This window comes from Baaleninema simplex PCC 7105 (assembly GCF_000332355.1).
Classification (GTDB): domain Bacteria; phylum Cyanobacteriota; class Cyanobacteriia; order Cyanobacteriales; family Geitlerinemataceae; genus Baaleninema; species Baaleninema simplex.
Window position 1 is genome coordinate 473686 of record NZ_KB235959.1, and the last position, 26707, is coordinate 500392.

23 protein-coding genes and 2 pseudogenes are annotated in these 26707 nt (G+C 50.3%); 6 read left to right on the top strand and 19 right to left on the bottom strand.

Annotation, left to right across the window (positions count from 1 at the left end):
- Window positions 1-6 precede the first annotated feature (6 nt).
- Window positions 7-1026 (top strand): energy-coupling factor transporter transmembrane component T family protein, encoded by a 1020-nt coding sequence (locus GEI7105_RS0121975; protein WP_017662565.1) that lies wholly within the window; start codon window positions 7-9, stop codon window positions 1024-1026.
- 194 nt (window positions 1027-1220) lie between these two features.
- Here GEI7105_RS0121975 and cax read toward each other — a convergent pair whose 3' ends face one another.
- Window positions 1221-2300 carry a calcium/proton exchanger gene (gene cax / locus GEI7105_RS0121980; protein WP_017662566.1) on the bottom strand — a complete coding sequence of 360 codons (1080 nt, stop codon included), beginning with the start codon at window positions 2298-2300 and terminating at the stop codon, window positions 1221-1223.
- Between the two features lie 518 nt (window positions 2301-2818).
- On the opposite strand from cax, the gene GEI7105_RS0121985 reads away from it, so the two are divergent.
- Complete coding sequence (locus tag GEI7105_RS0121985; RefSeq protein WP_035493800.1) at window positions 2819-5428, top strand: DUF3536 domain-containing protein; 2610 nt, start codon at window positions 2819-2821, stop codon at window positions 5426-5428.
- Between the two features lie 87 nt (window positions 5429-5515).
- On the opposite strand, the gene GEI7105_RS0121990 is transcribed toward GEI7105_RS0121985, so the two are convergent.
- From GEI7105_RS0121990 to murD, 15 genes and pseudogenes are all read right to left on the bottom strand, one after another.
- Window positions 5516-6178 (bottom strand): Na(+)/H(+) antiporter subunit B, encoded by a 663-nt coding sequence (locus GEI7105_RS0121990; protein ID WP_017662568.1) that lies wholly within the window; start codon window positions 6176-6178, stop codon window positions 5516-5518.
- A complete protein-coding gene (locus GEI7105_RS0121995; protein WP_017662569.1) occupies window positions 6175-6852 on the bottom strand; it encodes a DUF4040 domain-containing protein in 678 nt (225 codons plus the stop codon). Before GEI7105_RS0121995 ends, GEI7105_RS0121990 begins: the two co-directional genes overlap by 4 nt.
- Window positions 6845-7123 (bottom strand): monovalent cation/H(+) antiporter subunit G, encoded by a 279-nt coding sequence (locus GEI7105_RS0122000; RefSeq protein ID WP_017662570.1) that lies wholly within the window; start codon window positions 7121-7123, stop codon window positions 6845-6847. Before GEI7105_RS0122000 ends, GEI7105_RS0121995 begins: the two co-directional genes overlap by 8 nt.
- The gene (locus GEI7105_RS0122005; protein ID WP_017662571.1) at window positions 7120-7371 is read right to left on the bottom strand and encodes a hypothetical protein; all 252 of its coding nucleotides are present in this window, start codon (window positions 7369-7371) and stop codon (window positions 7120-7122) included. The genes GEI7105_RS0122000 and GEI7105_RS0122005 overlap by 4 nt, the downstream gene beginning before the upstream one ends.
- The gene (locus tag GEI7105_RS0122010; RefSeq protein ID WP_017662572.1) at window positions 7371-7799 is read right to left on the bottom strand and encodes a Na+/H+ antiporter subunit E; all 429 of its coding nucleotides are present in this window, start codon (window positions 7797-7799) and stop codon (window positions 7371-7373) included. The genes GEI7105_RS0122005 and GEI7105_RS0122010 overlap by 1 nt, the downstream gene beginning before the upstream one ends.
- Entirely contained in the window at window positions 7796-9229 is a 1434-nt protein-coding gene (locus GEI7105_RS0122015; protein ID WP_017662573.1) for a cation:proton antiporter, read from the bottom strand. Before GEI7105_RS0122015 ends, GEI7105_RS0122010 begins: the two co-directional genes overlap by 4 nt.
- Window positions 9226-9561, bottom strand: a complete 336-nt coding sequence (locus GEI7105_RS0122020) for an NADH-quinone oxidoreductase subunit K (protein WP_026097860.1) — start codon at window positions 9559-9561, stop codon at window positions 9226-9228. Before GEI7105_RS0122020 ends, GEI7105_RS0122015 begins: the two co-directional genes overlap by 4 nt.
- A 361-nt stretch (window positions 9562-9922) precedes the next feature.
- Window positions 9923-11044, bottom strand: a complete 1122-nt coding sequence (locus GEI7105_RS39120; protein ID WP_026097861.1) for a hypothetical protein — start codon at window positions 11042-11044, stop codon at window positions 9923-9925.
- Between the two features lie 2 nt (window positions 11045-11046).
- A complete protein-coding gene (locus GEI7105_RS39125; RefSeq protein ID WP_026097862.1) occupies window positions 11047-12108 on the bottom strand; it encodes a DNA cytosine methyltransferase in 1062 nt (353 codons plus the stop codon).
- Window positions 12109-12311: 203 nt separating this feature from the next.
- Window positions 12312-13739, bottom strand: a complete 1428-nt coding sequence (glmM, locus tag GEI7105_RS0122035; RefSeq protein WP_035493805.1) for a phosphoglucosamine mutase — start codon at window positions 13737-13739, stop codon at window positions 12312-12314.
- Window positions 13740-13824: 85 nt separating this feature from the next.
- Window positions 13825-14253: a hypothetical protein gene (locus GEI7105_RS40070; protein ID WP_245555476.1), complete on the bottom strand. Its 429-nt coding sequence runs from the start codon at window positions 14251-14253 to the stop codon at window positions 13825-13827.
- A gap of 582 nt (window positions 14254-14835) precedes the next feature.
- Window positions 14836-15462: pseudogene (locus tag GEI7105_RS41090) on the bottom strand (ArnT family glycosyltransferase); the annotation flags it as partial.
- A gap of 60 nt (window positions 15463-15522) precedes the next feature.
- Entirely contained in the window at window positions 15523-16587 is a 1065-nt protein-coding gene (locus GEI7105_RS0122045; RefSeq protein WP_017662577.1) for a glycosyltransferase family 4 protein, read from the bottom strand.
- Window positions 16588-16867: 280 nt separating this feature from the next.
- The gene (locus tag GEI7105_RS31870) at window positions 16868-17686 is read right to left on the bottom strand and encodes a glycosyltransferase family 4 protein (protein ID WP_245555487.1); all 819 of its coding nucleotides are present in this window, start codon (window positions 17684-17686) and stop codon (window positions 16868-16870) included.
- 334 nt (window positions 17687-18020) lie between these two features.
- A complete protein-coding gene (gene murD / locus GEI7105_RS0122055; RefSeq protein ID WP_017662579.1) occupies window positions 18021-19370 on the bottom strand; it encodes a UDP-N-acetylmuramoyl-L-alanine--D-glutamate ligase in 1350 nt (449 codons plus the stop codon).
- Between the two features lie 749 nt (window positions 19371-20119).
- Here murD and GEI7105_RS41095 point away from each other — a divergent pair.
- Together GEI7105_RS41095 and GEI7105_RS39130 are read left to right on the top strand one after the other, a co-directional pair.
- Window positions 20120-20491, top strand: a pseudogene (locus GEI7105_RS41095) (ISL3 family transposase); the annotation flags it as partial.
- Complete coding sequence (locus GEI7105_RS39130; protein WP_071592103.1) at window positions 20373-20636, top strand: transposase; 264 nt, start codon at window positions 20373-20375, stop codon at window positions 20634-20636. The pseudogene GEI7105_RS41095 and the gene GEI7105_RS39130, both read left to right, overlap by 119 nt.
- 163 nt (window positions 20637-20799) lie before the next feature.
- Here GEI7105_RS39130 and GEI7105_RS0122065 read toward each other — a convergent pair whose 3' ends face one another.
- Window positions 20800-21207 (bottom strand): hypothetical protein, encoded by a 408-nt coding sequence (locus GEI7105_RS0122065; protein ID WP_017662581.1) that lies wholly within the window; start codon window positions 21205-21207, stop codon window positions 20800-20802.
- Between the two features lie 191 nt (window positions 21208-21398).
- On the opposite strand from GEI7105_RS0122065, the gene GEI7105_RS0122075 reads away from it, so the two are divergent.
- The gene (locus tag GEI7105_RS0122075; RefSeq protein WP_026097864.1) at window positions 21399-23246 is read left to right on the top strand and encodes a S8 family peptidase; all 1848 of its coding nucleotides are present in this window, start codon (window positions 21399-21401) and stop codon (window positions 23244-23246) included.
- Entirely contained in the window at window positions 23246-23461 is a 216-nt protein-coding gene (locus GEI7105_RS0122080) for a hypothetical protein (RefSeq protein WP_017662584.1), read from the top strand. The genes GEI7105_RS0122075 and GEI7105_RS0122080 overlap by 1 nt, the downstream gene beginning before the upstream one ends.
- A 446-nt stretch (window positions 23462-23907) precedes the next feature.
- Here GEI7105_RS0122080 and GEI7105_RS33820 read toward each other — a convergent pair whose 3' ends face one another.
- Window positions 23908-24849 carry a type I restriction enzyme endonuclease domain-containing protein gene (locus tag GEI7105_RS33820; RefSeq protein WP_017662585.1) on the bottom strand — a complete coding sequence of 314 codons (942 nt, stop codon included), beginning with the start codon at window positions 24847-24849 and terminating at the stop codon, window positions 23908-23910.
- A 42-nt stretch (window positions 24850-24891) separates the two neighbouring features.
- The gene (locus GEI7105_RS33825; RefSeq protein ID WP_218959086.1) at window positions 24892-26433 is read right to left on the bottom strand and encodes a type I restriction endonuclease subunit R; all 1542 of its coding nucleotides are present in this window, start codon (window positions 26431-26433) and stop codon (window positions 24892-24894) included.
- Window positions 26434-26707 lie beyond the last annotated feature (274 nt).

Consider the following 26707-nt stretch of genomic DNA (forward strand, 5'->3'; position numbering starts at 1 on the left):
TTCGGAATGGATTTACTGCGTTCTCTCCCCCTAGGCTTGTACCTGGAAAAACCCGTTACCTGGCTGCACCACCTCGATGCCAGGGTAAAACTCGTCTGGTTGATGAGTTTTCTCGTCACGCCACTTTTAGCAAATCCGATTTGGCGTATATCTCTCGTAGTATTCCTGATTTTCATCACGTTAGCAGCGGCAATTCCCTTACGGGTGTGGCGACAACAGATGGGATGGTTGATATTTTTCTGTCTGACGGTGCTTCTCATCGGCGCGATCACCCCAGACAGTCTCACCGATACCCACCAACCCCGTCTCCCCGCCGACGAACTCGCGTTCGCCCAACAAGAGGCGATCGTTCCCGAAGAACCCGATCGCAATCCCTGGTACGATCCCTTTGGCTGGGGAGTTGAGGAAGAAGACGCCAACGACGCGACAGATACCGCTACCACTCCAACAATTCCCGATTTAACCGAACTCCCGCAACCGACGGACTATCGTTATATATGGTTCGATCGCGGGCCGTTGGCGATTACCCGCCATTCTCTCGATCTGGCCGTTAGCATTAGTACGCTGCTGTTTACGCTGATTTACAGCACGAACCTCTATTTATTGACCACGTCACCCGAAGCGATTACCGACGGGTTAGAAGACCTCATGCGACCGTTGCGTTGGTTCGATCTTCCCGTGACCGAAATCGCCTTGACGCTCACGCTCTCCTTGCGCTTTTTGCCCTTAGTTTTAGAAGAAATTCAAAACCTCTCGCGATCGATCCAAACTCGCGCCATTAACTGGAAAAAACTGGGATTTCGCGGAACCTCAAAAATCTGGCTCGTCGTCGCCGAACGCTTGCTCGAAAACCTACTGTTGAGGGCGGCGCAAATCTCCTCGGCGATGGAAGTTCGCGGTTTCACCAGTCCCGATCGCCATCGCGTTCTCTGGCACGAGTCTCGCTTGCGCGTCTCTGATTTCGTGGCGATCGCCCTGTTAATCATCTTCTGGGGCGTCCGCGTTATCTGGGGATGGGAAGCGTAGTCAGGGAAGAGGGAAAAGGGAAGAGTGACGTGAAATCTTATCTCGTCATCCTCTCATCTCGTCATTAACCGGTTGGGGCGGTGCGTGACGCGGTAATACCATTGACCTGAATTCGATCGCATTTTCTCGCCGCGTCACGGCACCCTACCGATTCTCATCATCCCCTCATCTCATCATTATCTCATCACCTGCCATTAAACCGGGTGATAGAAGAACGCTAAGCCGACGACGGCGTAAGTAGCGATGAGTAATACCCCTTCTAACCAATCCGATCGCCCGTCGGAACTGACGGAATTTGCTAAAGCTACAGCGACGACGACGGCGACTAACTCGAACGGGTTAAAGTTTAAATCCATCGGTTGACCGAAAACCCAACCCGCTAAAACCAATACGGGAGCGACGAATAAGGCGATTTGCAAACTCGATCCCATGGCCACGGTCATCGAGAGATCCATTTTGTTCTTCATAGCCACAGTAACGGCTGTGGCGTGTTCGGCGGCGTTCCCGATAATCGGTACGAGAATCGCCCCGGTAAACAATGCGGTCAATCCCAGGCTTTCGGTGGCGGGTTCTAAGGAATCGACCAGTAACTCGGACTCGTACGCGACGGCGAGGGTACAAACCAGTAAAACCCCCGACCACAGCCAGGGATTGGGTCTTTCTCCCGCTTCGCCAGAATGGGTTTCGAGTTCGGCTTCTCCCACGTCGCAGAGGTAGGCGTGGGTTTTCATGGAAAATAGCAGGGTCAGTCCGTAGACGACGATGAGAACCACTGCTACAGCACTGGAGAGTTGGCGAATGGTGGGTTCTGTAATGCCGTTGGAGGTGATGACGACGGCGGTGGGAATCAAAATCGCGACGGTGGCGAGGTTCATGGCGGAGGCGTTCAAGCGAGCCATGACCGATTGAAAGGTTTGTTCTTTGTACCGCAGACCCCCGAGGAACATGGACAGTCCCATGACAAGGAGCAGGTTTCCGAGAATCGAGCCGGTGATGCTGGCTTTGACCACTTCGATCGATCCGGCTCTCAGGGCAATCAGGGCGATAATCAGTTCGGTGGCGTTGCCGAAAGTGGCGTTGAGCAGTCCGCCAACAGTGGGGCCGACGACAACGGCTAGTTCTTCGGTGGCGGCTCCCATCCAGGCGGCCAGGGGAACGATCGCACAGGCGGCGGTGATGAAAATCCAGGTGTCCCCCCACTCGAAGACTTCAGCGGAGATCGAAATGGGGACGAACGCCAACAATGCAAGAAAAATTAAGTTTTTGACGGACATTGGGTTTCGTTGTGCTGTTGGATCGCAATACCACCGTCCAGCATAAAGGGAGATTTGAATTCTGGTGGCGTTCTGCTGGAAGCGATCGCCCGCTTCGACGGAAAGTTGGGATCGCTGGGATCGCCGCGAGGTCGGAAATTAAGTTGACTTTGACCGTTTTAAAGACTTCGATCGGGATCGTTTGTCATCAAAAACTAGGATCGTTGACGAACTGTAAAATAACGCAATTGTTCGTTACAAGATTTGAAAATAAGAATGAGAGTGGTACAATAAAGCAAATTAAAACTGCGATACACTTAAAGTCCAGCGTCGCGTTTTAGGAAAGTTTTTTTCAGTCGTTCGAGCGCTACAGAGAACACACTTCAAAAGATTTGAGGTGGGTGTCTCGTCCGCTTTTAACCCCCATCGCACGCCATTTTACGTCGTCTCGATCCCTTGCATCTCGAAAGACGAAACACGGCGATCGCGAACGTGACGAAACGCTCGAAAAACTAACGCAAGAAGCGAAGAGAATTCCCATGACTTTCACGTCCAAAGCTAACTCCATCGGTGCAACAGAGGGACAGTCCGCTCCAGCGATCGCACCTCGCGTTACGGCTAAAGGGGTGTGCGTCACCCTCCACGGACATTTCTACCAACCGCCGCGAGAAAACCCCTATCTCGACGCGATCGAACACCAACCGAGCGCTCGTCCCTTTCACGATTGGAACGAACGCATCCATTACGAATGCTATCGTCCCAACGCCTTCGCCCGAGTTCTCAACGATCGCGGCGAAGTGGTCGAAATCGTCAACAACTACGAGTATCTCAGCTTTAACATCGGGCCGACCTTGATGAACTGGCTGGCGCGGTACGACTTGGAAGTCTACGAACGCATCCTCGAAGCCGATCGCCGCAGTTGCGATCGCCTCGACGGCCACGGCAACGCCATCGCCCAAGTCTATAACCACATCATTCTTCCGCTGGCGAACGATCGCGACAAACGCACTCAAATTCGCTGGGGGAAAGCCGACTTCAAATCCCACTTCGGACGAGATCCCGAAGGAATGTGGCTGGCAGAAACCGCCGTCGATTACCCGACCCTCGAAGCCCTCATCGACGAAGGCATTAAGTTCCTGATTCTCGCCCCGTCTCAAGTCGAACGCTGTCGGGTGTTACCGAACGAAGACACTCCCGATCCCGATTGGCACGAAGTCGGCGGCGGACAGATCGATCCGACTCGTCCCTATCGCTGCTACCTAAAAAATGCAGACGGACAGCCCGATTCCACCCGTCCCTACATCGACATCTTTTTCTACGACGGGCCGATTTCTCGAGACATCGGCTTTAACGACTTGTTATCCAACGCCAACACCCTAGCCGGTCGGTTGGGGATGGCCGTTCACGGCGATCGCCGTCCCGCACAACTGATTTCGGTTGCGACCGATGGCGAAACCTTCGGCCACCATAAAGGCGGAACCGAAAAATGTATCGCTTACAGCTTCACCCAGGAATTCCCCAACCGGGATTGGACGGTGACGAATTACGGCCACTACCTGAGTCAAAACCCGCCGCAGTGGGAATGCGAACTCAAACCCGTCACCGCTTGGAGTTGTTCTCACGGGGTCGAGCGCTGGCGAGACGACTGTGGCTGTGGCGGCGGCGGCGGAACTCAGCAGAAATGGCGTCGCCCCCTGCGAGACAGCCTCGATTGGCTGCGCGATCGCCTGGTAGACCTCTACGAACGAGAAGCAGGGCGCTTGTTGCGCGATCCTTGGGTCGCACGGGACGAGTACATCGGGGTGTTGAAAAATCGCTCGAAAGAAAACGTCGCCGCGTTCCTGTCCCGTCACCAACGACACGCCCTCAACGCCGAAGAACAAATCGACGTCCTGCGTCTGCTGGAAATGCAGCGACACAGCCTGTTGATGTACACCAGTTGCGGTTGGTTTTTCGAGGAACTGTCCCGCCCTGAAGGGACGCAGATTTTACGGTACGCCGCACGAGCGATCGAACTGGCCGGACAGGTAACGGGGTGCGATCTCGAACCGGAATTCGTACAGCGGTTAGCCCAAGCCCCGAGTAACGTTCCCTTCTTCAAAGACGGGGCGGCGGTATACGTTCACAACGTCAAACCCGCCCAAGTCAGCCTCGAACAAATCGCCGCCCACTACGCCATCAGTTCCCTGTTCCAGCCCTACCACCCCGAACAGCGGGTGTACTGCTACCAGGCGCGACAACTGGACTACCAACTCCAGCGCATGGGAACTCTGACCTTGGCGGTGGGTCAACTGCAACTGACCTCAGAAATCACCTGGGAAACCCTGAATTTGAGCTTTGCGGTGTTGCACCTGGGAAGTTTAGATTTTCACTGCTGCATTCAACCGTTTGCCGGTCGCTTAGAATACCGTCAAAAATCCCAGGCGTTGTTCGAGGCGTTGGAATCGACGAGTGCGGCGCAAACCATCTTGACGATGAATCACTACTTCGACGGGAAAACCTTCGGCTTGTCCGACTTGTTCGCCGAAGAAGAAGAGCGGGTGATCCATCAAATCGAACGGGAAACCCTCAAACGGCTCGATCGCCTCTACGCTCAGGTGTATCGGGAAAACTACGGCGTGTTGAAAGCCTTCCAGCGCAACGATTTACCCGTACCGCGCGAGTTACAAGTGGCGGCAGAAATCGCCCTCAGCCAACGCTGTCTCGAAGCCGTGCGCGGTTTGGTGCAGCAGGTGGGACGCTTGGCCGATCGCCCGTTGAAAAAAGACTACTGGGTGGAATTGGAGGCGATCGCCACCGAAGCCGTCAGTTTGCGCTGTCACCTCAACGTACCGGAGGCGAAACAGTCCCTCGAACAGTTGATTTGGCGAACCCTATGGCACGTGTTGCACGCTGACGATTTCGCCGGAGGTCTCGATCGCGTCCTTGAGATCGACAAACTCGTTCGACTGTCTGACAAACTGCAATTGGGCTTGTCTCTCGATCGCATTCAGGAATTGTATTACAACTGGTTGCACGGTCACGTAGGCAATTGGTGTCCGATGTTAGCCGCTGTCGAGCCGGACTTCGCCGCCGTTCCCGACACCCTGAGCGCCTTGTTAGAACTCGGCAATTCCCTCGGTATCGATACCACAGTTTGGCGCAGTTAAGAGAGGGAGAGGGGAAGAGGGGGAGAAAGGGAGAAACTCTCAACTCTCAATTGTTTTCTCTCCTCATCTCATCATCCCCTCACCTCGCTACAACAGTCCTCGATAGCGGATAAATAGTAAAATGGCCGCCCAAGAGCCCAACGCCACCTTAATGGCTACCAAAATATTCAAAATCGGTATCCAACCGCCGCTGATGAGGGTTCCCACCTCGCCGTGGGGCGGTTCTATCCCCACCAAAGACAACCCGGCCAGCACAATAAACACCAATACCGAAATCTTCTCCCACGTCGCGGCGTGCCAGCGTTGGTAAATCGCTTCCATCCACTGAGGCGAAGAGGTAATCGCCACCAATCCGATCGCCGTTCCGCCAGCCACCCCAGCCGCAAAACCACCGCCGGGACTGAGATGTCCTCGAATCGCCAGTTCGATGCTGATGAGAGCCGAAATCGTCGCCCCCAGACGGGCCAGCACGATCGACGGGCCGTCGTTAAATTGATAGACCGTACAGGTGGGGCGTTCGTCCGCCAGCAGAAACCGCACCCCTAAAATTGCCAACGTAAAGACCACCACTTCAAAAATCGTGTCGTAGAGGCGATTTCTAAAAATAATGCCCGACACCGCATTGGGGACGCCGCTGTCTTGCACGATGGTTTCAACGATCGAAACATCCGTCAAGTTGAGATCGGGATCGGGAAAAAACAGTATTTTCAAGCACAGAGCGATCCCCGCAGCCAAATAAACCCACTTCATGATGAAGTCTCCGTTGAATCGTCCGACATTCCCATTTCCGGCGGCTTCTTCAAACCGCTCGAGTCAGTGGGGTTGACATAAACTAACTCCGCCGTAGGGGGGAGTTGCCCCTGTAAGATCTCGTAGAGCCGCCGGACTCGCGTCTGAAGCTGGTAAACGGGCGCAGAATCTGACGCCGGAGACTCTGCCGGTTCTGACTTCAAGGTCTCCTTCGAGGTCAGCCAAATCGTATGCACGTCTTTAGTCGTTAGAGCAGCTTGTAACGCCAGCGGACTGGCGTAAGTCACCAGTTCGAGACGCATATGATATTTTCCCAGAGATTGCCGCAGTGCCGAGAGAACTGGAGCCGTTGGGTGAGATCGATCGATCTCCGAGACGGCGACGATCTCAGCCTCACCCGACGTTGAGATGGTCTCGGGAGCCAGAACCCCAACGCGCATCATCAAAGAAGAGCGCACCGCGATCGCATACAGCGTAATCGAGAGCATCGTCCCGACGAGAGCTTCCGTCAGCGCCACGTCCGCCGCCCCAAACAGAGCGTACACGAGGGCAGCGACAGCCCCTAAAATGCCGCGAATCACCAGAGCGTGGTAGGGATTGACCTGCGTGACCAACATTCCCGCCGTTAACGGCAACAAGGCGACGATCGCCACCACGTACCAATCCTCAGTCATTGCCTCCTCCCTCCGTCGAACAGTAGGCCAGCACGTAGCCCAGCACCGTATTCCAGATGGCCAGAGAAATCAGCGCCAGTACCAACAGCGGCCATTCCTTGGGAATTTTCAGCAGTAGACCGACAATGACCGCCATCGATCCCAAGGTATCGGAGACCGAGAGGCTATGGAGTTTATAGAGTACCGATCGATGTCCCAAAAGCGGCCAAGTCCCCCAAAACCAGAAGACAACGCCAAGTCCCATCAATCCATAACTCAAAGCATCTATCATAATTCGTTTAAGCGTCTGAGAACGTGAGCCAACAACATTAACGCCGCATTACCGACACTTAAAATCAATACCCCCACCACGCCGATCGTCCAGTCGTCCCGCAAGACGGCAACCACCAAAATCAAGATCGACGTTTTCGTTGCGATGCTGGCAAAAGCCAGCATTTTTTGCCAGATGTTGTCATCCTGCCAAGCTTCGTAAATCGGAAGCAGCAAGGCCAAAATCATGGTAATTAAGATGGCGTTCATCATGGGGTCTCAGGCCCTCCCCGCTCCTGTACTCTCCCGTTTCCGCGTCGCTGCCGACGCACCCAATGCACTTTATACCATCCGTCTTCTTGGTATTTCAAAACAATGGTCTTGGGCGTAAAGGTAATCAGAAAAATATCTAGAAAAATCAGCCCGAGGGTGCGATTGGGCTTAACCTGTTCCCGAGTCTGAACTTCCTGGGGATGGGGACGAAAGATCATTTCTAGGGCTTCGAGGTAAGCGATGGGAATGGCCTGGAGAATTTCCCAAAGAACGTGAAGCCAGTCTTTGAGGACTGCCCGTTTTGTCGAGCTGCGCGGTAAGAGGAAGGCCACCGCCACCCCAATGAAGATATTGGCCGGGCTGAGGTCGGCGGTGAGTAAAAACCAGATCGTCAGTCGCAGCAGTAAATCTAGATAGCCAATCATGCGAGAACCATCCAAAAGAGAGCGATCGCCACTAAACTCATGACTCCGATTAGATGCTCGAATTCCTCGAGAACGCGGGGGGGCTGTACCAGGACTCGCCGAAATACCAGCCCGTAGGCCAGCCATCCGAGGGCGATCGTGGCTAAGGGTTTAATGATGTTGGTCGGGTTGTACGCTTCGTAATACACGCCGTTGGCAACGAAAAGCCCTGCCACCAACAACCCAACGGCCAGCCAAAACCCCGGTTTTGCCTTCGATTCGGCTTGAGTGTCGTGGGGCAGAAAAACGAACTTGGCAAAAGAAATTGCCGTTCCGACGGCGGCTAGATTCATGGCGACGACTTGCCAGGGCAGAAGGTTTTTCATGGTCAGGACTTTCGCTCCAAATCCAGACAGCAGGGGAAAACCCGAAATTGAAAAGCTGGCAACGGCCAAGGGCAGCCAAACTTGGGTGGCGATCGGTTCGAGCCGAAGTGTCTTGAGGTTGCGGCTCGGTAGGTTTCCGGCAATGAGAAAGAGTGCGGATTTGACGAGTCCGTGGGTGAGGGCGTAAAATCCCGCCACCTCGGGCGCGGCCAGAACGAAGCCCAGTTGTGACACGGTGGAAAACGCCAGCATCCGCTTGGTGTCTTGTTCTAAGACGGTGTAGACCACGCCCAGCAAGGCAGCGCCGACGCCAAACAACCGCACGAGGGGATCGATTTCTTCGGCGAGCAAAGCGCAACGGACGAGGGGAAAGACTCCGGCTTTGACGCCGATTCCCGATAACATTGCCGAGACTGGGGTTTCTGATTCTGAGTGAGTCAGGGGCAGCCACAGCCCGGAGACGAAGACGCCTCCTTTGGTGAGCAGTCCGACAAAGATCAGAGCTTGGGCTTCTGTGGGGGCCTGTGCGAGTCCGGTGAAGGCGAAGGATTGGTGGGTTTGATAGACCATCGCCGCGCCAATGAGATAGAACAGCATGGCGGTGTTGCTCACGAACAGGTAGCGCAGCCCCACCCAAATCGATCGATTGCTGCGGGGGTAAGTGATGAGGAGAAAGGCAGCAATGCCGATGACTTCTAAGGCCACGTACAGGCTGATGAAGTCGGCGCAGATGAAAGCGGAGTTGACGCTTCCGTGGAGGAGGATAATTTGGGTGAAGAAGAACGCCGGTCGATCGCCAGCCCAGCAGTAGAGTAGAACCGCCAGTGTTACGAGGGCGTTGGTGAGGATAAAGAAACCGCTGAGGGAATCGATCGTCAGTGTCACCCCGAAGTTGTCGAGGAGTTGTAAAGTAACCGGAGACGACCGTAGCACCTGCTGCATCCCGTAGCCCAGGGATACGAGGGATACCGCCACAGCCAGGTAGCGAGAGAGCTGTGGCAGTAGGTAAATGCTAAAGCCGACTAAAAACGGCAGAGTAATCCAGGCAATGGAGATCGCAGTCATGGCGTGTTATTTTTTTCGATTTCACGAATCTCCAGGGTGGGCGTGTCCCGCGACAGTTTCATCGCTCCCACGAGAATTAGGGCTTGGATGGAAAAGCCAATGACGATCGCCGTCAGAATGACCGCTTGCGGGACGGGATCGGCGTAGTCAACGGCTTCGCCTCCGGTGTCGATCGGTGCTAACAGACCGTCTCGTGCTGCCACCCAGACGTACCAGGCGATGACTCCTGTACTCATGACATCCATCGCCAAGATTTTCATCATCAGGTTCCGTTTCCAAATGATGCCGAAAAAACCGCAAAAGACGGTGGCAAAAATAAAGGCTTCTAAGATAGGCATGGCTCGGCTCGATCGTCGATACGGGCGGTAGGAGAGGGGTTGAGTTGTGGAAAGGTTAGGCTGGGTCTTGCCCCACACTGCGCGATAACTGATGGGGAGAACGTTTTAGCGTCTCCGCGTTTTGCGCGCAAACTCCATAATAAAGGCTAAAGGTGTCATCACACTGTTTTTGACTGACTTTTCAACTGTGGAGATCGATCGACCTGTCGAGAGGTAGTACCCTCTCGAGAGCGCGTTTCCCTCGTCTCTCAGCATGGTTGGGGTGCGTTTTTGGGTAGTGTGAGTCAATGTGAAAGTTGAACGATCGACTGGTATGTGATGGGAATTAAGTATAAATCGGTGGATCGACCGAGATTTAAAGTCGATTTAACTTGCCAATAATTTCCTGCCATTTTTGTTTGTGAATGAGTTGTATTTCTTTGTCTTTTTGTACTAAATCAGAATATCGAGATACAAAATCATCCAAGGAAGCAATAAGCCTTAGATAATATTTGAGAGTGGGAACTATTCCATTCACAATAACTTGACAGCCGTGTTTTATGGCGATTTCTCTTGTCTGATTTTTAATGTTTTCATAATTAATTTCATGCGAAGAAAATATACAATAGCGGCGTGGATTGAATTTGTAAATTTTCTCTCGAGCAATCGCGATCACTGAGGTGTCGATCGGTTTGTTGTGTTTAATTTCAATAGCTTCTGTCAAATTTTTCTCAGCATCCAAAATTTCAATATCTCCCGCTGTCTTAGATTTTAAGTCTGAGGCTGTATGACTTCCTAAATCTTTCAAACTACAGTCATGATATCTCTCAAGCTGTTGCAGCAACACAGTGAAAATCGCATAAAATGCCAAGACAGGTAACTTAGACGCACCGCGAACGCCATACGTACTGTTGAAATGCAGTGAAAGGCTTTCGACGAGAGAGTCAATATCCAAACGTTCGGGATTTTTTAACGGCGAAATTTCGATATTTTTAGCGCTATCGCTTATTGTTTTAACCTGCTTGAGTAAAAGCATTAATATAGTATTAGCACAATCGAGATCGATGATTTGAACGTAATAGACGAGTTTTAAAAAAGCCTTTTTAACCTTTTTATCGCCAATTTTACCTTCATAATTCAAAGTGTAAGGATACGGTTGCTCGAGGGAGCGAGTCAACCAGCCAGTTTCTGCCATTGCTGGGAGTTCTAAATCTCGTAAAGTGGGTGTAATATACTTAGTGTCTATAGTGCGCCCAGAAAACCCATTCTCTAATTGTTCTTGATGATATCGAATATCTTGCTTTGGGTTTAAAATTTTATGAACTAAAAGCGTCACTAAGACCGTATAAACGCCTTTGAAAGATAGTGATTTTTCAGCAATCGTGCGTATGTGCTTTTGGACATATTCAGGTAATTCACGTTCTAATTTTGTAACCTGAGACTCTTCGAGATCGATAGATTTTGAATATAACTCTTTCAGTTTTTGCGCGTGGTTCATGATTACAAGCCAGGAATTGTTAGTTGCACCGGGGGTAAGGGTTGTTTAACCACCGCATCTGGTTGATACCTCGAACTCGAACTAAAAATCTTTTGATTTATTACTTCACGAATCAGTTCTCGTACAACCGTTGTCGCGACGGAATTTCCAATTTGACGATAAGCATCTCCGATAACCGAGCTTTTTTTAAACTCTTTCGGAAAACCCATTATTTTATAGCATTCTTTCAATGTCAATTTACGAACTCTATCTTTCTCGGGTAAATAGATAAAAAATCGTCCAGAAGACTCCTGTGAAGGAAGCGTGGGATGAACGCCGTCAACGGAGTAAATTCGATTGGGTTGGCGATGGACTCGCGATAAATGCTCGGTATTCGGACGAATTCCCGTTTTCCAAATACTCTTATTTCGATATCCGACGAAAATCAGTCCTGAATCCTGTTTTTTGGGATTTTCAATGAGAGTGTATTCGTCGGGGGATAAATACTCAAAATTTTCTTCGTTGTCTAAGAAATCTTTTAAATTGGGAACGGGTTCAATTTTTTGAAGTTTAGAAAAATCGAACTTTTTATACTTAGAACCGACAATAAAAACTCGCTCTCGATTTTGAGGAAGTCCGAAATCTTTAGCGTTTAGTAATTTATAGGTGACGAGATACCCCAAGCTTTGAAGCGTATTTAAAATGACTTTAAAATTTGAACCTTTGGCAACGTGAAGCAAATGTTTGACATTTTCTAAAATAATGACTTCGGGTTGCTTCTGTTTTAAAAATTCGCATAAATAGAAAAATATGGTTCCTCGTTCGTCCGAAAAACCGCGACGCTTTCCGCAGATGCTGAACGGTTGACAGGGAAACCCCGCTGTGACGACGTTCACATCGGAAATTTGGCTAAAGTCCACTTCAGAAATATCGCCATCGGGGTAATCGCCAAAATTTTCAAAATAGACTTGGCGACAGGATTCGTTTGCTTCACACGAATACAGACATTTCAATCCTGCTTGTTCGAGTGAAAGTCGAAATCCGCCAATTCCGGAAAATATATCTGCGAAGGTTAACGAAGACATTGCTGATTGAATCCGATCTGAGACGATTCTGTGGATATTTCAAAAAGTACAATTTATTATTATATCATAAAAATAATAAAAAGACGATCGAACGATTGGATTTGAAGCGATCGCTCCCCCCCGTAAAAGCATTTCAGATCGTTCCTCTACGGGGGAGTTTTACAGCCAAATTTTCAAGCAGATTCCAAAGTTTCAGCTTACCACTACACCAAATGCTGGCGAACGGCAAACACTAAATTTTCCGCCCAGCGATCGGCCAGTTCGGCGTTAACCGCTTCTACCATCACGCGAACCACCGGTTCGGTTCCCGAAGCACGAACTAACACGCGACCGAGATCTCCCATTGCCGTTTTCGCCTGCTCGATCGCCTGTTGTAAGGGATCGCAATTTTGCCAGTTCGTCCGCAACTCGCGATCTTCCACGCGCACGTTTTTCAACAGTTGCGGGTAAGTTTGGAAACTATTATCGACTAATTCCGAAAGCGAAGTTCCGCTGCATCGTACTAACGCCGCCAAGTGTAACGCCGTCATCAATCCGTCGCCGCTGATGCCGTAATGACTGCAAATCACGTGACCCGATTGTTCGCCGCCTAACATCGATCCGGTTCGGCACATTTCTGCATGAACGTAGCGATCGCCTACCGGAGTCCGCAGCAGTTTTCCGCCTTGTTTTTCCCAGGCTCTTTCAAATCCCAGGTTCGCCATAACGGTGGAAACAATGAGATTTTCGGGGAGTTGCTGGGACTTTTGTAGGTGTTGACCCCACAGATAAAGGATATAGTCGCCGTCGATGGGGCGTCCGCGTCCGTCCACCGCCAACACGCGATCGGCGTCGCCGTCGAAGGCAAATCCCAAATCGGCGTTGTGGTCGAGAACCGCCGCTTGCAGAACTTCCAGATGTGTCGAACCGCAGTTGACGTTGATGCGATCGCCGTCGGGGCGATCGTGGAGACAAATGACGTCTGCACCCAGTTCGCGGAAGGCTTGGGGGGCGACTTGACTGGCGGCACCCCAGGCTAAATCGAGGACGACGCGCAGTCCGCAAAAGTCGCGATCGCCGTTGAGGGGAGTTTGCAGCGAGGAGAGATAGTCGCCGACGAGTTCGGGGCGGTTGTAGTGATGCCCCCAACTGTCAATTTCGCGAGGGTGCAGTTGGCCGCGGATTCCGTCTTCGATTTGGCGTTGTACGTCGTTGGGGAGTTTAACGCCGTCCGCCCCGAAGAATTTGATGCCGTTGTCTTCGGGGGGGTTGTGACTGGCGGAAATCATAACACCACCTACAGCCTCGGAACAGTGGGTGAGGTAGGCAACGCAAGGCGTCGGACACAAGCCGAGATCCCACACTTCCAATCCGGCGGCGGTTAATCCCGCTGACAGTGCTGCCGCCAGCATACTGCTGGAGTTGCGCGAATCTTGTCCCAAGACGATCGCCCCGGTTCCGTAGCGTTCGCGGAGGGCGAGTCCCGCCCAAAATCCTACTTGTAGGGCGAGGGGGGCGTTGAGTAAATCGCCGACTTTACCTCGGATACCGTCGGTTCCGAACAGGGGCGATTTAGGCAGCGACAGGGGACTCAGGGCAAACGGCGATCGCACCGTTACCGAGCCGTTAAGTTGTCGAACAGCCGGAGACATCACCATATTCAAGTCACTCCACACAGAACACACTCAACAGGAGAATAGCACGGTTGCACCCGACTTGAAGTCGTACTTCAAACCTCTAAAGCTCGTCGCGTCGTTTTAAAATTGTGATTTCAGGGTTGATTTTGTTCAGGTTTCCCGTTCGATACCTCGGATTTTCTATTGCTTCGTAGCCGTCTAAATACAGTAGGTTCCAAATCGGTTTGGTTTGGTGTTTTAAAATAGTCTCGTAGCCCGAATCATCGCCATAAAGTTGGACGAAAAAGCTCCAATTTGGAGACGATGGCGTATAAGTGTTTAAATTCATAAGACTCGTTGTGACAATGTATTGAGGGGATTCTCGGACGAGGTCTTCAAACTCAAAGGTTTTATCGACCGTCACTTCAAAGTCTGCCATTTTGTTTTCTCGCGGTAAATACCGTTCGATGCCATACATTGTAAGAGTATCGCCGGGTTGTAAATTCTGTTGCATCCAGTTTTCGACGTAATATCTCGAGTCTTGATGCATGAGTAGATCGATCGACGATCCATAAAAAAAGCTGTAGATAAATAGGGCAGAAACTAAAATTTGAGTCAGAGGATTTGACACAACATTCAAAATTCCATCGATCGACTTACCGCCAAATAAGGAAAGGACGATGCAAACTGGAATTAAAAATCGTTCTCGACAAAATGCGATCGGCATTAAAAAAAAGATGTAGTATGAAATCACAATAATTAAAGTGCTTAATAAAATTTGGTTTCTTCGTGGGTTTCGGAGAGCGAGAACTACACCTGAAAGACAGACTGCAAACAAGGGAAACCCAAACGATACGACTAAATCTTTTAAAAAACGATGGAACAATCTTAACTGTTCGATCCAATTATGTTTGTTTTCTTCGCTGATTTCTACCCCACTGTAACTCGCATCACCAAGGATTAGGTCGAGATGTTTTACAAATCCATCCCAGTTAAACAGGAAATTGTGATATATCGCAAACAAACTAACACCGATCGCAATGGGTAAATAGATTCGCCGATCGCAAACGAGATTCCAAGCCGAAACTCGAGGGTGTTGTCGATTTTTATATTGGTACAGCTCGAATACGATAAACAACACGGTTAAAATATATAACCCATAGGCTTGGTCTTTGGTACAAACGGAGGTCGTAGCTGTTGCCGCAAAGAGAATATAGTCTCGGAGTCGATGGTGTTTGAGTATCTTGATGTAAAACAATAAAGATAAGCAAAACCAAAAGACATAAGGAATGTCTAGGTTGACTGTTTTCGAGTAATAAATGACCGTGACGGTTAAAGTCACAATCAGCGATGAGAAGAGGGCTGCTCGTTTGGAAAGTAGTTCTCGACCACATAAGTACGTGATATAGATCGATGTGGTTCCCATTACCAAGCTGAGACAGCGTCCGACATAGTATAAAAAGTTATAAACCGGAAGATCGTAAAAGTCTAAGAGTTTCAGCTTTGATAAAAGCCAAATAGGTATATATAGAATGCTAAGTATGTAAAAATGAAATGGAGCATACTTAGAATGCCAACCGTTAGAAAACCGTTCGGATATGCCATCCCAAACTTGATAGGGAAGAATTTCATCCATCGCCCAGCCTAAAAAACTTGGCAATCCCCACCAAATCGCATAAAGATTTAATAAGAAACTCAGTAGGAGAATATAAAACAGCGGTCTTTTAACAACTTGATGTCGAAAGAGAAGTGATAACATGGTTCGCTATTTATCTAACAGGTATTATTGGACTATGTACAGTTGTATGAGGTCGTCGATCTAAAGCGTTCGACGACAATATTGTTGTAAGACTCGGGCAGTTTTCGGCCCGGTTTTATCCCAACTAAACTGATGCGATCGCTCGAGTCCGGCTTGTCGGAGGTGCGATCGCATCGTATTATCTATGACGACTTGATGCATAGCAGTCGCGATCGTTTCACTATTATAAGGATCGATGAGAATTGCAGCATTTCCGGCAACTTCTGGAATTGAAGCCACGTTGGAGGCGATAACCGGACACCCACAGGCCATGGCTTCGAGAACGGGTAAGCCGAATCCTTCCCAGAGAGACGGAAATACTAAAGCGATCGCTTGATTCGTCAAAATGGGGAGATCCTCTCGTTTGACGTAATCGAGAAATTTGACGCGATCGCCGACTCCCAACTCGATGGCTTGAGTTTGCAACTGCGGCGTGTAGCGGCGATCGAACGATCCGGCGATCCAAAATTCGCAATCGATGGATTTGGGAAGTTGGGAAAAGGCTGCGATCGCGCGATGTAGGTTTTTATAGGGATCGTGACGACCGACGTAGAGGAAATAGTTTTGAGTCGGAAGGTCGAGAAAACGGTAGAGGGTGCGATCGAACCCCAACGGAATCGACACCAATTTGGAAGCGGGAACGTCATAAAACTTCATGGCATCGTTGGCGGTGGATTCGGAAATACAAATAACTGTTTCTGCCTGTTGCAACACCTGGGGAACGTAATAGCGGTGATAGAGCGTCATCGGCGAAAACCGCTTGGGAAACCGCAGTGGAATTGCGTCGTACAGGGTTACGGCATAGCGTCCCTTCCAGCCTAACGGGGCTTCGGTGATGGGAGAAAACAGGAAATTAGACTTCAGTTTTCGGTCGATTCGAGGTAAATCAAACTGCGTCCACCACAGCCGTTTGAGATGTCCGCGAATGCCTTGTTCTGGAGTTTGTCCGGCGGGAATCGGATAATGTTTGAATTCGGGAAAATGCGATTCGTTAAACGGACGAGCTACCAGTAAGGTAGGGTCGAGATTTCGCAAATGAGGAACCACGTTCAGCGCATACGTGCTAATTCCGGTGGGTTTCTCCATTAAAAACGAAAGGTTGACGAGCAATGTTGCGATTTCCTTTTAATGTTGTCGATTAATTTGTAAGTTAGGTGTAGAAGCGGAACCCAACAGTCAATCGGTTCGTTTTTTGGTCGATTTTTGTAGGTTGGGTGTAAAAACGGAACCCAACAGCGAACCGGATTGTTTTTTGTGGTTTTGGGACGGATAAATTTAAAATTTTACAATTTGGCTTAAGCCCGAAATTAAATTCCTAAATTTATCGTTTTTGGGTTTCACTATGTTCCACCCAACCTATGAAGATTTACTTTGAATATCGATTCAAAACTCCGAGTATTTCCTCAAACATACGATCGCTGTCAAACAATTTTACCCGTTCGAGTCCCCGTTCTCGTAAGTGCGATCGCAAATTAGAATCGGTGGCGACGCGGTAAATTCCCGCCGCGATACTCTCGACACTCCACGGATCGACATATTCGGCTGCATCGCCGCAAACTTCGGGAATTGAGGCGGCGTGAGACGCCACAATCGGACATCCACACGCCATCGCCTCCAGAGGTGGAATTCCGAACCCTTCGTAAAGGGAGGGAAACGCAAAGGCGATCGCATTCCGATATAACGCAGCCAGAGACTCGTCGGGAACGAAGCCCAGAAATTTGACGCGATCGCCAATTCCGAGGTGTCGGGGATAATCGATAATTTCGCGATCGAGTTTGTTGAGTTTTCCTGCGATCGCCAACTCGAGGTTTTCCACGTTGACACGAGAAAAGGCTTCTATGAGACGGCGTATGTTTTTATAGGGACGAGTTTCGCCAACGCACAGAATAAAGAGTTTTAAATAATATTTATTAAGAATTAATGTATCTCTCTTTCTGCGTTTAATGTTAAAAACATTATTTTTATATCCTTGATAAATAACGTGAATTGGCTTTTTGGTTATGTTAAATTGACTTTCAATGTCTTTTTTTGTATTGTCAGAAGTTGTCACGATCGCTTTCGATTTCTTTAAAATTCGTGGCAAAATATATCGAAAATAATATTTTACTCTCGGATAGCTATCGGGAAAAACTATCGGTAAAAGGTCGTGAACTGTAACGATTTGCGGACAAACCGGAAATAACATTCCTTCCGGTACGGGCGAGTAAAACAAATCAGTTTTTCGTTGAATCAACGAAATCGGCAATAGGGTTTGATGCCAAATTAACCGAGTTAAATTATGTTTAAAATCATTTCTGTCGATATTTTGAAACGGAATTCTCGAAACCAAATTTTCGTAATTTCGATTTAACAACTTGTCTGCCGTATAAATCGTAAAATTCGAGACATTTGAGTTGAACAACGAACTCAAAATCTCGCCCGTGTAGCGATTTAAGCCGTCGAACTTTTCGTGATGGTAGCCACTGGCGTTAAAAGCGAAGTTCGACACGGTAGAATAATAAAAGTTTAAAAAGACAGAATCACAAAAATTCCTGGCACAACTGGCGGAAGCGATCGCCCCGAACCTCAAAATTCGGAAACTGGTCGAAACTCGCACAAGCCGGAGACAACAACACCGTCGCGACGTCGTATTTCGGGGCGATTTCCTGCGATCGCATCACTGCCCGTTCCATCGTTTCCACAATTTCGTAATCCGAGTATCCCACGCTGTCGAGTTTCTGAGCAAACAGCGACGCTGCCTCGCCGATGAGTAACACGAACGCCGCTTTCTCCTGAATCTTGTGCAACCAAGCGATCGCGTCCCCTTCCTTCGGTTCCCCTCCCGCAATCAACACCGCAGGAGACGCCACCGACGCCAACCCCACCAACGCCGCATCGTAATTCGTCGCCTTGCTGTCGTTGACGAACTGCACGCCGTCGCGACTTCCCAACACCTCCAAACGGTGGGGAACGCCGGGAAACGTAGCAATAGCATGGGCGATCGCCTCGGCATCGATACCCGCCAATCGAGCCGCTGTCACGGACATTAACAGATTTTGGCGGTTGTGGGAACCGGGCATTTTCAACGCCGAAACCGAAAGAATTTTCTCACCATCCACCATCACCGCATCGCCGTCGAGGTACGCAAAGGGTTTCAACACCGCCTCGTTCGTCGTACTCGTCCAATAAGCATTCGGCCATTGCGACGCCACACTTCGCAAATAGGGATCGTCGCCGTTGAACACTTGCAATTCCGACGCCTTGAGGAGTTTGGCTTTAATGTTGTAGTAATTTTCGAGGGTTTTGTGGCGGTTGAGGTGATCGGCGGTGAACGTCGTCCAAACCCCAATCCGAGGCGTGATGCTGTTGGACGACTCGATTTGATAGCTGCTGATTTCGGCAACAATCCAATCGAGAGGTGGCTCACCGTTGGCTTGACTCAACGCCAACTCACAGGCAGCGTTTCCAATGTTGCCACAAGCGGGGGTATTATGTCCGGCGGCTTGGAAAATCGCGGCGGTGAGGGCGGTAGTGGTGGTTTTCCCGTTGGTTCCCGTAATTCCCACCCAGGGACAGCTTTGCAAATGTCGCCAAGCCAATTCCATTTCGCCGATGGTTTCGATCCCCAGTTCCCGCGATCGCTCTAAATTGGGCAAATCCCAGGGAACACCGGGACTGACGACGAGTAAGGCTAAATCGGTATTCGCCTCGGGATCGAAACTCGTTTCCAAGCTAACGGGAATATCCTGTTCGGTGAGTTGCTGTTGTTGGCGTTGGAGGCTGTCGCTGGTTCCGCGATCGCTCGCCGTCACCCTCCAACCCTTGCGTTTCAACAACTGAGCAGCGGCAACCCCTGACTTTCCTAAACCGATAACGTGAGCCTTTGGCATAAGCGATCGCAACTCTGACACCAATTCTCACAATCTTATCAGGAATCCTGAGTCTAAAACTTCATTGAGTAATCTGGAATCGTACTATAGCAGTCCCAAATGGATCGCCAAAAATTAAAACACTCGAAAAAATCTGATTCCCCGTTCCCCGTTCCCCGTTTCCAATTCCCTTTTTGTCTCAATTTTGTTACACAACTGATTTAGGGTTGCTATATATAGCAGTACGACTTCGTTTGCGGCTTGTTTTCAGGATAGATCGTTACGATATGGGGTTTTCAGCCGATCTGTTTCCGCAAACCATCTAGGATTGCCATAGAAAACTCAACTGAGTCGTAAAATCTCGAACCTCAAAGTACCGCAAAACAGTAAAAATATGAGTCTGGGGTAGGTTGAATGGAGCGAAGCCGAAACCCAACAGCCGCAAAATTGAGTACTATAGCAATTCTAAATTAGTTGTTTGACAAAATCGGGATAAAAAGGGGTCTTCGGAGTTTGAGGTGATAATATAGCAGTATGACTTCGTTTGCGGATCGTTTTCAATATGAATCATTGCGGAATGGGGTTTTCAGCCGATCTGTTTCGGGTGCATCTCAATGAGTGCAAAAACATCAGTTTGGGGTGGCAAAATTCCCGATTAGCACTTCCGGTATAAGATCTCCGGCATCTTGGAGATGCCGGAGATCTGGAAATTGAGTGCGCCCAATTCGATGAATTTACATTTTTGAGATGTACCCGGAGGATTTCCAAAGCTTATCGAAAAAGTGTTTCCCAATGCCCAAATTGTCGTCGATAGATTTCACGTTATGAAAGCGGTGAATGACAATCTAAATAAAATCCGAAAGCAGGTGAAGTTTAAAATCAAAATCAAAGGAGCAAAATGGTTATTGCTGAAAAACCAAAAAGATTAAAAAGAAGAGGAATTGGAAAAATTAGAGGCCGTTTTAAAACAGTCAAAACGTTTACGAAAAGCTTATCAGCTTAAAGAGGATTTTAGAGAAATTTATGAAACAACTCAAGACCCAGAGAGCGGAAAAAATAAATTTAAAGAATGGTTGTGTAAAGCACAGAGTATTTATGGTGATGCTGTCAAGACAATTCGCAATCATCTTAACACATCTTAACACAATATGTAATTATTTCTTGAGCCGAACAACCAATGGTGTTATGGAGGGTATTAATAATCGTCTTAAACTGATAAAGCGTCAAGCTTATGGCTTTATAAATTTTGAAAATATGCGAATGCGCTTTCTGTCTTGCTTTACTTAATAAGTTTTTCTTATCACCTTGTTTTTGACGTTCTTCTGGGGTCATTGACGACTGGGGAATGCTTTCCTCTCTATTCTCGAACCTCTGTCAATGCGTATTTCTACTCATTGCATTAACTAGATGCTCCCACCGTATTACCGTATCTCTCCATCACCTCGTTTCCTTACCCGAGCGATCGCAACACCCGACACCACCTCGCCGCCAATTCCACATCCGTAAACGGAACGTTCACCGACGGTTGCCACTCGGGAAACACGAACTCCAAGGCAATAGATTTACTCTTGCGGGGTAAATTCTCTTCGTCGATCGCTTCCCCGTTAACGAGCAGGCGAATCTCCTTAACATCTTGTAAAGAAAACGTTTGCAAGTCCACCATGCCCTGACGGGTGGCTTTCCCCCAGGTGATTTGATGGTCTTTTTGACCCAATACCGCCAAAATGTCGTACTTGGCGCGATCGAATCCTTCGGCCCAACTGCGATACGCCTCCACTTTCTGAAATTCGTTCCAACCCGCCCAAGCCAGGCCGAAAAACAACGCCAATAAGGGCAACCAAATCAAACCCCGTTCCATAATCAGTTCGTCCTACAAACTCAACGATTGAAACTTGCACATCTGACTCGCTGTTGCTCTCTCAATCGAAGAATTTCGTTTCAACTTCTCTTTCTCTTCCAGTTTATCTTCCCATCGATCGCCCGTCAGCAATGCGCTATCGTGGAACAAATCTCAAGATCGCGCTCTGCCGAACACACGACGAACCGATTATGAAAAAGCTTTTACTGACGTTTCTATTTCTCCTCGGCTTGGGGTGGGCGTTATCCACCTTTCAAGGACTCGCCGCCCAAGGCACGTACGACTCGATCGTTCTCGACTTTCGTGAAGACATTCCCCCGGCACAAGTCGAACAGCAACTCGAGGCGATTCGCAGCCAATACGACCTGCAACCCCGTCTCAACAGCGAATTTTCCGGCACAGACAATGTTTATATCGTAGAGGGCGATCGCCAGAGGCTGCGCCAACTCAGAAAAGAGTTCGGCAAATTTGTCGAAGCGATCGAACCCAACTATATCTACGGCTTGCCGAAACCGGAACTGTACCGAGACAGCGACTGTTCCACCTCTACCCCAGAGGATAACGCCGCCCTCTCCCCCAACCGCCCCAACGATCCCCTCTACAGCAAGCAGTGGAACCTGCAAGCGATTAACGTAGAAGGGGCTTGGCTCGACAGCGACGGTGCAAACGTGACTGTAGCGGTCATCGATACCGGAATTACCCAAGTTCCCGATCTCGAAACCACCGAACTCCTTCCCGGTTACGACTTCGTCAACGATCGCGAACGAGCCGACGACGACAACGGCCACGGAACCCACGTCGCCGGAACCATCGCCCAATCGACAAACAACAACTTCGGCGTCGCCGGTATCGCCCACGGTGCCAAACTGATGCCCCTGAAAGTCCTCAGTTCCCAAGGAGGCGGAACCGTCAGCGACATTGCCGAAGCCATTAAATTCGCCGCCGATAACGGCGCAGATGTCATCAACCTCAGCTTGGGCGGAAGCGGCGAAAGTCAACTGATGCAAGAGGCGATCGACTACGCCTATAACAAAGGTGTCGTTATCGTGGCCGCTGCCGGAAACGCCAACCAAAACTCTGCCGGATATCCCGCCCGCTATCCCCGCGTTGTGGGCGTTTCTGCTGTAGACGCCTCTGGCGACAAAGCCCCCTATTCCAACTTCGGTGCAGGGGTAGACCTCTCCGCCCCCGGTGGCAACACGAAAAATGGCGAATCGGGCGGTATCCTGCAACATACCATCGACCCCCAAAACGGAACGCCCGCTTTCTTAGCCTTCCAAGGTACGAGTATGGCATCTCCCCACGTGGCTGGGGTTGCGGCGTTGATTAAAGCGGCTGGCGTTGACGATGCCGAAGACGTGGTTCGCATCCTCAAAGAATCGGCTCGTCCGGTACAGGACGACACCCTCAACCATTTTGGCTCGGGACATCTCGATGCGAAATCTGCCGTGCAACTGGCGGTTAACGGTCAACTGACGTTTCGCGACTTCTTCCGCTGGTTGCGCGATAACGGCTATTTGAACCCCCGCTTCTGGATAGACGGCGGAACGATCGCCCTGTTGCCGAAAATTGCGATGGTTGTGGGTTCCTATCTCTTGGCGTGGTTGTTGCGGAATTACTTCCCCTTCCGTTGGAACTGGAATCTAGCCACGGGGTTGGTGATGGGCAGTTCCGGCGTCTTCGTGTTGCGGAGTCTGTACCTGTTCGATTTACCCCAATGGCCGCTGCGGGTCATGGGGAGTTCGTTACCGGAGTTAGGAACGGCAATTCAAGGGAATCCGGCTCTCAACCCCATTTTTGCCAGCGTGTTGATTCCGGCTGGGTTAATCTTGTTGCTGCTGGGACATCGCGATTGGAAATGGTTTGCCGTTGGAACGACACTGGGCGTTGCCAGTTGTTTGGCGGTGAGTGCGGCGATCGATCCCGCGTTGGTGTGGCTCGGTAGCGGTTGGGTGGCTCGCGGCTTCCTGGCGGCGAACGCCCTCGCCTGCGTTGCGCTGGCTCGTTTAGCAGTGAGACCTGGAGGTGTGACAGGATGATGGTAACGGGAACGGTCAAACGGGTTGCGATGGGTACTGGAACCTGGGCGATCGAAGCTGACAACGGGACGACTTACGAAATTTATCGAGGTGCGCCCCCGGAATTGCTCGAAGATGGCCTGAAGGTAGAGGTTAACGGTTCGGTACGCGACGATGTGATGACGCTTGCCGCGATCGGGCCTGTTTTGGAAGTTCAGTCGTTCGAGAAGCGATAAACTTCTCTTCCTCTTGTTTGCAATACAGAACTCTCCGTCTGGGTACGGGGAGTTTTTCCTTGGCTGGAAATTCGCTGTGTTGGGTGGGGTGAAGAATTGATTGCGCCTGTAGTGATGTGCTGATACTCCGTCCTTTTCCAATAAGCTTGGTTTTAAAACACCTTCACCACAGAGACACAGAGGACACAGAGAGGTTCTTGCAAAGTTCAGAGAAACTTTGAGATAGGGATGGGATATAGCCAGACCAACTGATTCGTGAAATCCTGTAATCTGAAAGTACTGTAGCACAGCAATCCCAACTACAGAGGGCGTTCACAACTCAAATGATTCTGCTATATGAAGGAGAAACTGGCTCGAGGCGATCGCAATGTCTGAAGCTTTGACCGGATGTTGAGCCTGAGTATCTGTGGATGTTTTGGCAGTGGTGATTGCGGGTGTAACTAGCATTATGCTGCGCTGTATTGTTCTTGAATATACCGAAAAATCTTCTCGGTATAACAATCGATCTCCTCTTCACAGTAATCATCCTCGGGTAGACCCGTCTCTGCGTCGTAAAGACGATTGCGAACGAGCGTGCAAACTTTTGCCCGAGTCTGCTCTTTTTGCGACCAGCCTTCAATTTCAGCTAACTGCGATCGCACGATATCCAACAGTTCTCGGGCAACGGTTTTGACGCGGGCGATCGATTGCTTGCTGAGGCGATCTTTCCCCTGGCAGAGTAAATCGAAGATGGCGAGATATTCGTCGTCGAGTCCTTCGCGAACGGCGCGGCTGTCTTCTTCGGAAATGTCGCGGACGAGGGCAATCAGAGCCTCGAAGGTTTGTTCGATCGCCACTCGGTCAGTTTCGCGGTTGTAGTCGAGGACGATTTGTTGGTAGCGATCGTACAGGTCGAGGCGTTTTTGGTTGCGGTTGCCTTGCAGCATTCGATCGAGCTGATGTTCGATCGCCGTTTTCAGGTCTTGGACGTTAACGTTTTTACGGGGCGATCGATCGAATTCGGTTTTCAGTAAATCCCAATCGATGGAACCAATATCGTAGAGTTGCCCCGAATCCGCCCCGGCGTCTCGTTCTCGTTCGACGCGAATCGAATCGCCGATCGACCGTTGCAACTCGAACAGAACGCGATTGAGATCGGCACTGGCTTCGCGGCGTTGGTGAAGTTGCTTGTAAATAGCATCGATCGCGCGATATGGTTTGTCGTAAGGACGGGCGATGTGAGAATAGCCCGAGAGCGATGTTTTGATGTTGAAAACCTGACGGGCGAGGACGTTAAATTTGGCGCGGCTTTCGTCAGTGCTGCAAATGGCGTTGAGAATCGAGCCGTCATTGTGTTCGTCGAGTTGAGCGAGTTTGTCGAATCCCTCGGCCTCGATAAGCTGTTGCAAGTCGCAGCCGAGATGCTTGACGTGCTGGATGCAGTTGTCGATCTAACTTTCGTAGGATTGCTTGAGTTCGGTTTCGATATCGGGGTAAAGGCTGGTGTCCTCGGTGTCCGTCTCGTCCTCTGAAACTGGGGCTTCACCTCGGGCGTATTTGGAGAGGGCAGCTCGGAGGCTTTTCAGCAAGCCGTTGTAATCGACGAGGAGGCCGTTACGTTTGCCCTCAGCGACGCGATTGGCGCGGGCGATCGCCTGCATGAGATTGTGTCCCTGCATGGGTTTGTCGATGTACAGCGTCGAGAGGGTCTTCACGTCGAACCCTGTCAGCCACATGGCGCAGACGATCGCCAGACGAAAGGGGTGTTTGGGGTCGCGAAATTCAGTGTCGAGTTTTCGGGTTTTAATCGTCCTGCGGTGGGGTTCGATGTCGATGTCCCACTCGCGAAAGGTGGCGACTTCGTTTTGAGATTCGCTCACCACTACCAGATATTCCGTTTCGGTCAGCCACTCGAGATGCTCCCGTTTTTCCGTCGCTTCTTGCTCGTCGCGGGCGTGTTTGAGCCGTTTTCGTTGTCGATCGATCGCCTGTTTCCAGTATTTATCGATGAAGCCGTGAATCCTGACGGCGGTAATTTTATCGAGGCAGACGAGCATGGCTTTTCCCGTTTGCCAGCGTTCGAGATAGTGAGCCACGAGGTCTTCGGCGATGCGATCGAGTCGGTCTTTGGCGGTGAGGATGGTGTAATCTTTTCCCAGACGGCGGCGGATACTGGCTTCGTCGTCTGCGTCGAGGTCGTACCGTTCCAGTTCTTCGGCGATTTTGCGGTTGAAGGCTTCGTCGTTGGAGACCGATGTAACTCGACCGTCGTACTCGAACGTGAGTTTTTCGCCTCGGTTGTCGTAGTACAGGGGAACCGTCGCCCCGTCTTCGATCGCCCGCTGGAAGTTATAGGTGGAAATGTAGTCTCCGAAGGTTTGCCGGGTTTTCTGGTCTTCGGGGGAGTTCATCAACGGCGTCCCCGTAAAGGCGATGAAGGCGGCGTTGGGCAGTCCGGCCCGCATATTATCGGCGAGGAGTCCGTATTGGGTGCGGTGGGCTTCGTCGCAAATGACGATAATGTCGTCTCGCTGGCTGTAGATGGTTCCCGGCTGGTTGAACTTGTGAATCAGCGTGAAGACGTAGCGGTGGTTTTTGCGTAAGAGTTCGGTGAGGTGTTCGCCGCTGGTGGCTTGGGTTTTGTCGGTGTTCGCCCCGAGGTTAGAAAAAGTACTGGAAATTTGGTTGTCCAGGTCGTCGCGATCGGTAACGATGACGAAGGTGTAGCTACCGGGTAAAAGACGGTGGACTTTTTCGCCGAGAAACGCCATCGAGTAAGATTTGCCGCTGCCTTGGGTGTGCCAGAACACGCCGAGTTTGTCGGGGTTGGGACGTTCGAGGCGATCGCGCACGGCAGTAAAGGCGCGGTTCACACCGAGATATTGGTGGTTGCGAGCCAGAATTTTTGTGGTGGGTTGGGTGGTTTCGTCGAAGAAGATGAAGTTTCGCACGAAATCGAGTAAGTTGGCGGGGGTGCAGAGTCCCATTAGCATCGTTTCCCAATCCACGCGCCCCGGTTCGCTTTCTTCTAGCGGGACTTAAAAGGTAAAATAAAAGCAAAACCCTTGACTGACAAGGATTTAAGGTGGAGAGTGTCCCCATGAGAGAGACCACCCCAGCCGCTATGCCACCCTGCTTTGAGAAGTGGTGCAAGCGTTTCGACCCCGACTTCAAAACCCAAGAACAAAAAAGGGGTTTAGACACTATTTGGGAGGATTACTCGGGGAAAGCCAGCGAAAAAAACATAACTCAGATGGCAAACGACTC